9 protein-coding genes are annotated in these 10,645 nt (G+C 74.7%); 6 read left to right on the forward strand and 3 right to left on the reverse strand.

Going from position 1 to position 10,645, the window contains the following annotated elements; genetic code table 11:
* Positions 1 to 328: glycosyltransferase family 2 protein (locus tag ABD811_RS36155; protein WP_344956775.1), on the reverse strand; the 328-nt coding region annotated here is incomplete at its 3' end.
* Positions 325 to 1,965, reverse strand: a complete 1,641-nt coding sequence (locus tag ABD811_RS36160; RefSeq protein ID WP_344956777.1) for a carbamoyltransferase family protein — start codon at positions 1,963 to 1,965, stop codon at positions 325 to 327. The genes ABD811_RS36160 and ABD811_RS36155, both read right to left, overlap by 4 nt.
* 319 nt (positions 1,966 to 2,284) lie before the next feature.
* On the opposite strand from ABD811_RS36160, the gene ABD811_RS36165 reads away from it, so the two are divergent.
* The 4 genes from ABD811_RS36165 (at position 2,285) to ABD811_RS36180 (ending at position 6,080) form a co-directional block, all read left to right on the forward strand.
* Positions 2,285 to 3,172, forward strand: coding sequence for a glycosyltransferase family 2 protein (locus tag ABD811_RS36165; protein ID WP_344956779.1), 888 nt, complete (start codon positions 2,285 to 2,287; stop codon positions 3,170 to 3,172).
* Positions 3,173 to 3,237: 65 nt separating this feature from the next.
* Entirely contained in the window at positions 3,238 to 4,074 is an 837-nt protein-coding gene (locus tag ABD811_RS36170) for a glycosyltransferase family 2 protein (protein WP_344956781.1), read from the forward strand.
* Between the two features lie 85 nt (positions 4,075 to 4,159).
* Positions 4,160 to 4,723, forward strand: a complete 564-nt coding sequence (locus tag ABD811_RS36175) for a hemerythrin domain-containing protein (RefSeq protein WP_344956783.1) — start codon at positions 4,160 to 4,162, stop codon at positions 4,721 to 4,723.
* A 160-nt stretch (positions 4,724 to 4,883) separates the two neighbouring features.
* Complete coding sequence (locus tag ABD811_RS36180; protein WP_344956785.1) at positions 4,884 to 6,080, forward strand: zinc-dependent alcohol dehydrogenase; 1,197 nt, start codon at positions 4,884 to 4,886, stop codon at positions 6,078 to 6,080.
* A gap of 64 nt (positions 6,081 to 6,144) precedes the next feature.
* Here ABD811_RS36180 and ABD811_RS36185 read toward each other — a convergent pair whose 3' ends face one another.
* Positions 6,145 to 7,593 carry an MFS transporter gene (locus ABD811_RS36185; protein ID WP_344956787.1) on the reverse strand — a complete coding sequence of 483 codons (1,449 nt, stop codon included), beginning with the start codon at positions 7,591 to 7,593 and terminating at the stop codon, positions 6,145 to 6,147.
* A 109-nt stretch (positions 7,594 to 7,702) separates the two neighbouring features.
* Between ABD811_RS36185 and ABD811_RS36190 the strand changes: the two genes are divergently transcribed.
* On the forward strand, positions 7,703 to 8,611 hold the full coding sequence (locus ABD811_RS36190) for a helix-turn-helix transcriptional regulator (protein ID WP_344956789.1): 909 nt from the start codon (positions 7,703 to 7,705) through the stop codon (positions 8,609 to 8,611).
* A 73-nt stretch (positions 8,612 to 8,684) separates the two neighbouring features.
* Positions 8,685 to 10,526, forward strand: coding sequence for a transketolase (locus ABD811_RS36195; protein ID WP_344956790.1), 1,842 nt, complete (start codon positions 8,685 to 8,687; stop codon positions 10,524 to 10,526).
* Positions 10,527 to 10,645 lie beyond the last annotated feature (119 nt).

Raw genomic sequence — 10,645 nt, forward strand, 5'->3', positions numbered from 1 at the left:
CGTCGGCGGCGGCCTTGGCGGGCCAGCCGGGAGCGGGCACGACGTCGTCGTCCAGGAACGCAACCCACTCGGTCGTGGCGGCGCGCCATCCGGCGTTGCGGGCGGCGGCGGGTCCGCGGCCGCCCGAGCGCAGCACCCTGACGTCGTCCCCGGCGGCGGACGGCAGCGGCAGCGGTGCCCCCGGCCGCGCCCGGTCGTCCACGACGAGGATCCGCGCCGGGGCGCTCCCCGGGTCCGCGGCCATGCCGTCCAGCAGTGCGTCCAGGACGGTGCGCAGGCTGGCGCGGCCCACGGTGGGGATGACGACGGTGTAGTCCGCCCGCGTCATCGGGCGAACACCTCCCGGCGCCGCACCACGAACGGGCCGATGGCCAGCAGGTCCACGGGCGCGGAGCCGAAGCACTCCAGGGCGTCGCGGGGGTCGTCCACCATCGGGCGGCCCGCGGTGTTGAGGCTGGTGTTGACGAGCACCGGCAGGCCGGTGCGGGCACGGAACGCCCGCAGCAGGTCGGCCACCAGCGGCTCGTCGTCGCGCGCCACCGTCTGGATGCGCGCGGTGCCGTCCACGTGCACCACGGCCGGGATCCGGTCGCGCCACTCGGGCCTGACCCGGTGCACGAACAGCATGTACGGGCTGGGCAGCGGCCCCTCGAAGATGCCGGCCGCGTCCTCCACGGCGACCATCGGCGCGATCGGCCGGAACTGCTCGCGGCCCTTGACCGCGTTGAGCCGCTCGACGTTCTCGGCGTGGCCGGGGTGCGCCAGCAGCGACCGGTGGCCCAGCGCGCGCGGGCCGAACTCGCTGCGGCCCTGGAACCACGCCACGATCTGGTCGCGGGCCAGCGCGTCGGCCACCGTGGCGGCCAGGTCGTCGGGGTGTTCGTAGGGGATCCTGGCGGTGTCCAGCCAGGCGGCCAGCTCCGGCTCGTCCCACTGGCGGCCCAGGGCGGCGCCGGGCATCGGCTCGATCCGGTCCCCGGCGCGCTGCGCCACGTGCAGGGCGGCGCCCAGCGCGGTGCCCGCGTCACCGGCGGCGGGCTGCACCCAGACCTCCTCGTACGGGCCGGTCTCGGCGAGCCGCGAGTTGGCGACGCAGTTCAGCGCGACGCCGCCGGCGAGCGTCAGCCGCCGCGACCCGGTGCGCCGGTGCAGCCATCCGGCCAGGTCGCACAGGACCTCCTCCAGGCGGATCTGCACGCTGGCGGCCAGGGCGGCGTGGTCCTCGGTCCACTCGTCGCCGGGCGCGCGGGCCTTGGCGAGCGCTCCCCAGTCGATGCGGTCGACGGCGAAACCGCCGTCGCCGGTGGCGCGCACGTGCTCGCGCATCTCGTCCAGGAACCGCGGCTCGCCGTAGGAGGCCAGCGCCATCACCTTGTACTCGTCGCTGGAGCGCAGGAAGCCGAGGTGGTCGGTCAGCTCCTCGTACATCAGGCCGAGCGAGTGCGGCAGCCTCTGCGCGTGCAGCGGGCTGAGGTGGCCGCCGCGGTAGGTGCCCGCCAGGTGGGAGTGGATCTCGCCGCGTCCGTCCAGCACCAGCACGTCGCCCTCGCCGGGGTCGGGCGCGGCGAGGGCGGCCGACGCCGCGTGCGCCACGTGGTGCGGCACGAACCGCACGATGCCGGGGTCGAGTCCGGGCAGTGCGGCGGCCAGGAAGAACGGGGCGCGCTGCGCGTACAGGGTGCGCAGGTGCTCCCACTGGTCGTCGTGTCCCCGCACCCCCTGCTCGACGAGGCGGGGATCGTAGGAGTAGGCGACCGCGTCCAGGTCGCCCGGCTCCAGGCCCGCCTCCCGCAGGCACCAGCGGGCGGCCTTCTCCGGTGGTTCCCACGCCGAGAACGGGACGGGTCGTTTGCCGTGCTTGCGGCGGCTGAAGCGTTCCTCCTCGGCGGCGGCGACGATCCTGCCGTCGACCACCAGCGCGGCCGACGGGTCGTGGAATATCGCGTTGACTCCGAGAACGCGCATGGGGGACCTCCGAAAGGGCGTGGCGTGGCCCGCGGGCCCTGACCGGGCGGAGGATGCCTGCGTCATAGACATCGTTCCGGGGCGGTGTCGGTCTCCCGCACCGCCCTGTATGCAGTGGTTCGTATAAGACGCGCCCAAATCACCAATAGGTGATTCGGACTTAACCGGAGCAGTGCCCCTCAAACAAGAGTGTCCGAACGTTTACGGTGGGCTAGGTCATCCTTGGTCGTTCTGGTCAGTCCAGTCCCGCAGGTCACTGGGTGCGCAGATGGTCCGCGTACGCGCACATGATTCGTATCGATGCGGGTACGCGCCGCGCATGCGCTGCACCGTCGTCGTGATAACCCGCGACCGGCGCGAGTCGTTGCTGCACACGCTCGGCCGCCTGGCCGGGCTGCCGGAACGGCCGCCGGTCATCGTGGTCGACAACGCCTCACGGGACGGCACCGCCGAGGCCGTGGCCCTGCTGTATCCGGAGATGACCCTGCTGCGCCCCCGCGACAACCTCGGCGCGGTGGCCCGCAACTTCGCCGTCGACCACGTGCGCACCCCGTACGTGGCGTTCTGCGACGACGACACCTGGTGGGAGCCGGGCGCCCTGACCCGCGCCGTCGCGCTGCTGGACGCCCACCCGCGGGTCGCCGTCGTCACCGGCCGCGTCATCGTCGAGCCGGACGGCCGCGAGGACCCCATCGTGACCGAGCTGCGCGAGTCGCCGCTGCCGCGCCCGCCGGGGCTCCCCGGGCCCGCGCTCGGCTCGTTCCTGGCCGGCGCGTCGGTGCTGCGGGCCGGGGCGTTCCGCGAGGCCGGCGGCTTCTCGCCCCGCCTGTGGCTCGGCGGCGAGGAGGAACTGCTCAGCGCCGACCTGATGAGCCGCGGGTGGCACCTGTGCTACGCCGACGACGTGGTCGTCCACCACGCGCCGTCGCCGCTGCGCGAGCCGCACCTGCGCCGCCGCCACGGCATCCGCAACACGCTCTGGTTCACCTGGCTGCGCCGCCCGCCCCGCAGCGCGCTGCGCCGCACCCGGGCGCTGCTGGGCACGCTGCCGCGCGACCGCGTCACCGCGCTGGCGCTGGCGGAGGCCGCCGCCGGACTGCCCTGGGTGCTGCGCGAACGCCGCCCGGTGCCGCCGGACGTCGAGGCACGCCTGCGCGCGCTCGAAGAACCGCAGCGGCGGTCGCGGGCGCGCCGGTACGTGAGCTGACCGGTGCGTGACCCGACGGACCGGTACGCGACCCGACCGGTACGCGACCCGACGGAAGGGAACCGATGCCCGACGCGACGGACGTGACGATCGTGGTCGCCACCCGCGACCGCGCCTCCGAGCTGCGTCGCAGCCTCGCCCGCCACACCGCGCCGGTGATCGTGGTCGACAACGCCTCGTCCGACGACACGCCGCGGGTGGCGCGCGAGGCGGGCGCGCGCCTGATCCGGCTGCCGCGCAACCTCGGCGCCGCCGCCCGCAACGCCGGCGTCCGCGAGGCGGCCACCCGGTACGTCGCGTTCGCCGACGACGACTCGTGGTGGGCGCCCGGAGCGCTGGCGCACGCCGCGTCCGTCCTGGACGCCCACCCGCGCACGGCCCTGCTCGCCGCCCGCGTCCTGGTGGGGGAGGACGGCCGCCTCGAACCGGTGTCGCAGGCCATGGCCCGCTCCCCGCTGGGACGCCCCGACGACCTGCCCGGCCCGGCCATCATGGGCTTCCTGGCCTGCTCGGTCGTCGTGCGCCGCGACGCGTTCCTGGACGTCGGCGGCTTCTCCGAGGTGCTGCACTTCGGCGGCGAGGAGGAACTGCTCGCGCTCGACCTGGCCGCGGCGGGCTGGGGCATGGCCTACCTGCCCGAACTGGTCGTCCACCACCATCCGTCGCCGCACGGCCGCGACCCGGCGGGACGGCGCCGCCGCGAGGTGCGCAACCGGCTGCTCACCGCCTGGCTGCGCCGTCCCCTGCCCGTGCTGCTGCGCACCGCCGCCGGCGCGCTGACCAGCGACCACGGCCGGCGCGGGGTCGCCGACGCCGTCCGCGCCCTGCCCGCGGTGGCGCGCGCCCGCCGCCCCGTGCCGCGCCGGGTGGAGGCCGCCCGCGCCGTCCTGAGGGACTACTGACGCCGGGGCCGCCCGCCCCTCGTTTGAAGGCGGCGCGCCGGGTAGGGGGGTGGGGTCCACCGGACCGGCGAAAGGAGAGAACCCCATGACCACGCAGGCCGCGGACATGATCAGCATCCTGACCCATGACCACCAAGAGGTGGAGGAGCTGTTCGGGCAGCTGGAGGCCGCCCGCCCGGACGACGGGGAGACCCGGCGGCGGCTGACCGACCAGGTGATCATCGAGCTGGTGCGGCACTCGGTCGCCGAGGAGATGTACCTGTACCCGGCGACCCGGCGGCACCTGCCGGACGGCGACGAGATCGCCGACAAGGAGCTCGCCGACCACGACAAGGTCGAGCGGATCATGAAGGACCTGGAGAAGACCGACGCGGCGGGCCGGGAGTTCTCCGACCTGCTCGCCAGCCTGATGACCGAGGTCCGGCTGCACGTGCACGACGAGGAGGAGAACCTGTTCCCGCAGCTGGCCCGGCACTGCGACCACGCCGAGCTGGCCGAGCTGGGCGAGAAGATCCAGAAGGCCAAGGACAAGGCCCCCACCCGGCCGCACCCGTCCACGCCCGACTCGCCCACGCTGCTGAAGCTCCTCGCGCCCGGCGCCGGTCTGGTCGACCGGGCGCGCGACCACCTCTCCGGACGCGGCAAGTGAGCCGCGCCGGCCGCGCGAGCCGACCGGCCGGCGGCGGCGCGGGACGCACCGGGTCCTCCCGTCCCGCGCCGCCGCCGCGTCCATGCCCGGCCCCGCCCGCGTTTCGCGCCGGTGGGCGGGGTAGGGCCCGACCAGGGACCACGGCGCAGGGAGGTACCGAATGAAGGCGCTCACCTGGCACGGTCGCCGCGACGTGCGCGTGGAGTCCGTGCCCGACCCCGCGATCAAGGAACCGACCGACGCGGTGGTGCGGCTGACCAGCACCGCGATCTGCGGTTCCGACCTGCACCTGTACGAGGTGCTCGGCCCGTTCATGACCGAGGGCGACATCATGGGCCACGAGCCGATCGGCATCGTGGAGGAGGTCGGCGCCGAGGTCGACCACATCCGTCCCGGCGACCGGGTGGTGATCCCGTTCAACATCTCCTGCGGGCACTGCGCCATGTGCGGGATGAAGCTGTTCGCCCAGTGCGAGACCACGCAGGTGCGCGAGTACGGCACCGGCGCCGCGCTGTTCGGCTACACCAAGCTCTACGGGCACGTCCCGGGCGCGCAGGCCGAGTTCCTGCGGGTGCCGCAGGCCCAGTTCGGGCCGATCAAGGTGCCCGAGGGACCGCCGGACGAGCGGTTCCTGTACCTGTCGGACGTGCTGCCCACCGCCTGGCAGGCCGTGGACTTCGCCGACATCCCCGAGGGCGGCAGCGTCACCGTGCTGGGCCTCGGCCCGGTCGGGCAGATGTGCGCGCGCATCGCCCGCCACCTGGGCCGCCGCGTCATCGGCGTGGACCTGGTGCCCGAACGCCTGGACATGGCCCGCCGGCACGACATCGAGATCGTCGACGCCGGGCCGCCGCACACCGCGCACGACGTGGTGGAGATGGTGCGGGAGAAGACCCAGGGCCGCGGCACCGACTCGGTGATCGACGCGGTCGGCATGGAGGCGCACGGCTCGCCCGTCGCCAAGATGGCCCACACCCTCACCGGGTGGATGCCGGACCGGGCCGCCGCGCCGCTGATGAGCCGGATGGGCGTGGACCGGCTGGCGGCGCTGCACCAGGCCATCGAGATCGTCCGGCGCGGCGGCACCATCTCGATCATCGGCGTGTACGGCGGCATGACCGACCCGCTGCCCATGCTGCAGATGTTCGACAAGGGCATCACGGTCCGGATGGGCCAGGCCCACGTCAAGCGGTGGATCGACGACCTGCTGCCGCTGGTCACCGACGACGCCGACCCGCTCGGCGTGATGGACCTGGCCACCCACCACCTGCCGCTGGAACAGGCCCCGCAGGGGTACGAGATCTTCCAGAAGAAGCAGGACGGGGCCATCAAGGTCGTCCTGCACCCGACCTCGTGACCCCGTGCCCCCGTGGATGTCGTGCTCCGGTTGAACTCGTGACCCCGTCGCCCGCGGTGACCGCTCAGGCGGCGGCGCGGACCGGGGCGGGCCGGCGGCGCAGCAGCGCCAGCGCCGAGCCCGCCGCGAGCAGCCCCACCACGGCCAGCGCCCAGCCGGTGCCGTACTCGGCGTGCCGGGTGGACTGGTCGTGCTGGGCCAGCGTCAGGAACAGCGTGCCGACCGTCGCGACGCCGACGACCTGGCCGAGCTGCATGACCGTCAGCAGCAGGCCGCTGCCGTCGGCGGCGTCCTCGGGCGGCACCCCCTCCAGGGCCGCCGTCATCCCGATCGGCAGCACCCCGAGGCCGAGCCCGATGACCGCGGTCAGCGCCTCGTACGCCGCGCCGCCGCCCGCCAGCGGCCCGATGAACAGGTAGCCGACCCCCGCGACGGCGAACCCGATGGGCACCAGCGGCCGGTGCCAGTGCGCCGGCATCCGCTGCCACGTCAGCCCGACCAGCGCGAACGCGGCCACGCACGGGACGAACGCCAGCCCCGACTCCAGCGGGCTGAGCGCCAGGTCGCCCTGCAGGTGCAGGGTCGTGGTGAACAGGAACGCGCCCCAGGAGCCGGGCCCCAGCGCGATGGTCAGCATGGCCGGGGCCAGCCCGGGCGCCCGCAGGACCCGCCCGGAGACCAGCGGGCGCCCGCCGCGCCGCACCACCCGCCGCTCCACGCCGACGAACACGGCGAACAGCACCGCGCTGGCGGCCAGCGCGAACCACCCCCACAGCGGCCAGCCCAGCTCGTGCCCGAGGATGAGCGGGACGACGAACAGCAGCACCGCCGGGGTCAGCACCGCCAGGCCCGCCGGGTCCAGGCCGCCGCCGCGCCGCTCCCCGTCGGCGGGCAGCACGCGCGGCCCCGCGACCAGCAGCGCCACGCCGATCGGCACGTTCACCAGGAACACCGAGCGCCAGTCCGAGCCGAACAGGTCGGCGCTGACCAGCAGCCCGCCCGCGACCTGGCCGACCACCACCCCGCCGGCGATCACCGCCGAGTACAGGCCCAGGGCGCGGGCCCGCGCGGCGCCGGTGAAGCCCCGCTGGATCATGCTCATCACCTGCGGGGTGAGCAGCGCCGCGCTCGCGCCCTGGGCGAACCGGAACGCCACCAGCCAGCCGGTCGACGGCGCCAGCCCGCACGCCAGCGACGTGGCCGAGAACGCCGCCAGGCCCAGCAGGAACATGCGGCGGGGCCCGGCCAGGTCGCCCAGCCGGGCCCCGGTGATCAGCACGACCGCGTAGGCGATGACGTATCCGGCCACCACCAGCTGCAGGCCCGCGCCGGAGGCGCCGAGGTCGGCGCGCATGGTCGGCAGGGCCACGTTGACGATGTTGGCGTCGAGGATGGCCATGAACTGCCCGAGCAGCAGCAGCGCCAACGCCGGCCCCCCGGCGCCGCCCCGCCCGGTCTCCCGCGCCGTCCCCGCTCTGGGAACAACTCGGGACAGATCGGTTGTCTGTGTCATGAGCACCAGCATGCGGGGGAGGCGGTACCAGTAACGAGAGCCGCCTGATACTGGTACTGACAGCACCTGGCACGCGGGACGGACGGCGGGCAGTCTGGGGAACGTGACGATGACGCAGACCAGGGCGTCCGCGGACGGGGGAAGGCGCGCCCCCGGCCGCGGCGCGCGACGCACCGATCTCGCCGCGTTCCTGCGCTCCCGCCGCGAGCGCATCGGACCCGAGGACGTCGGCATGCCCCCGGGGCCGCGCCGCCGCACCCCGGGGCTGCGCCGCGAGGAGGTCGCCCAGCTCGCGGGCGTCGGCGTCACCTGGTACACGTGGCTGGAGCAGGGCCGCCCCATCAACGCCAGCCCCCAGGTGCTGGACGCGGTGGCGCGCACGCTGCGGCTCGACCCGGCCGAGCGCGAGCACCTGTACGCGCTGGCGGGGGTGACGCGCCGTCCGGTCGCCGTCGATCCCGCCGAGGGGCTGCCCGAGGACGTCCCCGCGATCCTGGACCGCCTGGACCCGATGCCCGCCGCCGTGGTGTCGGCGCGGTCGGACATCATCGCCTGGAACCGCGCCTACGCGACGGTCTTCTGGTGCGTGCCCCGGGTCCCGCCGAGCGAGCGCAACACCATGTGGCTGGCGTTCACCATGCCGCCGTGCTGCAACCCCATCGCCAACATCGAGGAGCAGGCGCACGAGTCCGTCGCGATCTTCCGTTACCGCTACAGCCGGCACATGGACGACCCGGGGTGGAAGGAGTTCGTCCAGCGGCTGTGCGCGGCCAGCCCCCAGTTCGCGCGGCTGTGGGCCACGCAGGACGTGGCGCCGCCGCGTCCCTGCGACAAGGTGTTCCGGCACCCGGCGGTCGGCGAGATCGCCATGCGCTCCACCGGCCTGGACCTGACGGCCGCGCCGGGGCTGCGCATGATCGTCTACAACCCCGTCGGCGAGCAGGACGCCGACCGCATCGCCCACCTGCTCGCCCACCCCCGCGAGGCCGCCGCCGCGCTTCCCGACCACCGGCACTGAGCCCGCATTCCTCCCCTTCGTCCGGGTACGCAGGGACGGTCCGTACCTGTGCCGACGCCCCGGAGGGAGAGACATGCGCGAGGACATGGACCTGGAGCGGGTGCGCGAGCTGGGCCGGCAGCTGCGGGTGGACGCGGTGCGCGCCGCCGACGCGGCCGGGTCGGGCCACCCCACCTCGTCGATGTCGGCGGCCGATCTGATGGCGGTGCTGCTGGCACGGCACCTGCACTACGACTTCAACGCCCCGTCCAACCCGTGCAACGACCAGCTGATCTTCTCCAAGGGTCACGCGTCGCCGCTGCTGTACGCGATGTTCGTGGCCGCCGACGCGCTGTCGGACGAGGAGCTGCTCAGCTTCCGCAGGCTCGGCAGCAAGCTGGAGGGCCACCCCACGCCCCGGCTGCCGTGGGTGAAGGCGGCCACCGGCTCGCTCGGGCAGGGCCTGCCGTACGGCGTGGGGATGGCGCTGGCGTCCAAGCGGCTCGACCGCGTCCCCTACCGGGTGTGGGTGCTGTGCGGTGACAGCGAGATGGCCGAGGGCGCCATGTGGGAGGCGGCCGAGCACGCCTCCCACGAGCGGCTGGACAACCTGACCGCCGTCATCGACGTCAACCGGCTGGGCCAGCGCGGGCCCACCCGGCACGAGTGGGACACCGGCGCCTACGCGCGGCGGCTGGAGGCGTTCGGCTGGCACACCGTCGAGATCGACGGCCACGACGTCGACGCGATCGACGCCGCCTACCGGGAGGCCGAGCGCACCACGGGCCGTCCCACCGCCGTCATCGCCCGCACCAGGAAGGGCAAGGGCGTGGCCGCCGTCGAGGACCGCGAGGGCCACCACGGCAAGCCGCTGCCGGACGCCGAGGAGGCCGTCATCGAACTGGGCGGCCGCAGCCACATCCGCGTCGAGCCGCGCCATCCGCGGTCCGAGCGGTGCGCGCGGCCCCTGGACCACGCACCGGTCGAACTGCCCCGCTTCGACGTGGGCGACGAGGTCGCCACCCGCAACGCCTTCGGCCAGGCGCTGAGCGCCCTGGGCACCGTCCGCGGCGACGTCGTGGCGCTGGACGGCGAGGTGAGCGACTCCACCCGGTCGGAGTTCTTCGCCAAGGAGCACCCGGAGCGGTTCTTCGAGTGCTACATCGCCGAGCAGCAGATGGTGGCCGCCGCCGTCGGCATGCAGGCGCGCGGCTGGGTCCCGTTCGCCTCCACCTTCGCCGCGTTCCTCACCCGCGCCTACGACTTCGTGCGCATGGCCGCCGTCAGCCGCGCGAACGTCAACCTGGTCGGCTCGCACGCCGGGGTCGCCATCGGGCCGGACGGGCCGTCGCAGATGGGCCTGGAGGACCTGGCGGCGTTCCGCGCCGTGCACGGCAGCACCGTGCTGTACCCGTGCGACGCCAACCAGACCGCCCGGCTGGTCGAGGCCATGGCCGACGCCGAGGGCGTCCGCTACCTGCGCACCACGCGCGGCGCCACCCCGGTGATCTACCGGCCGGACGAGCGGTTCCCGATCGGCGGCAGCAAGGTGCTGCGGTCCTCCGCCGACGACCGCGTCACGATCGTGGCCGCCGGGGTGACGGTGCACGAGGCCCTGGCCGCCGCCGACCGGCTGGCCGCCGACGGCGTTCCCGCCCGCGTCATCGACCTGTACTCGGTCAAGCCCGTGGACGCCGTCACGCTGCGTGAGGCGGCCGAGCGGACCGGATGCCTGGTCACCGTCGAGGACCACTGGCCGGAGGGCGGCCTCGGCGACGCGGTCGCCGAGGCGTTCGCCGACGGCGGCCCCGTGCCGCGCCTGACGCGGCTCGCGGTGCGGAACATGCCCGCCTCCGCCACGCCCGAGGAGCAGCTGCGCGTCGCCGGGATCGACGCCGACGCGATCGCCGTCGCCGCCCGCGACCTGGCGGCCTGAGCACGCCGCACCCCGCCGCGCCAGGGCCGTCGTCACGGGGCCGTCGTCACGGGCCGCCGTCGCGGGCTCAGGTGCGGGCGCGGCGGGCGATGACCACCAGGTCGATCGCCGCGGTCAGC

It is taken from the genome of Actinomadura miaoliensis (assembly GCF_039536785.1).
GTDB lineage: Bacteria > Actinomycetota > Actinomycetes > Streptosporangiales > Streptosporangiaceae > Spirillospora > Spirillospora miaoliensis.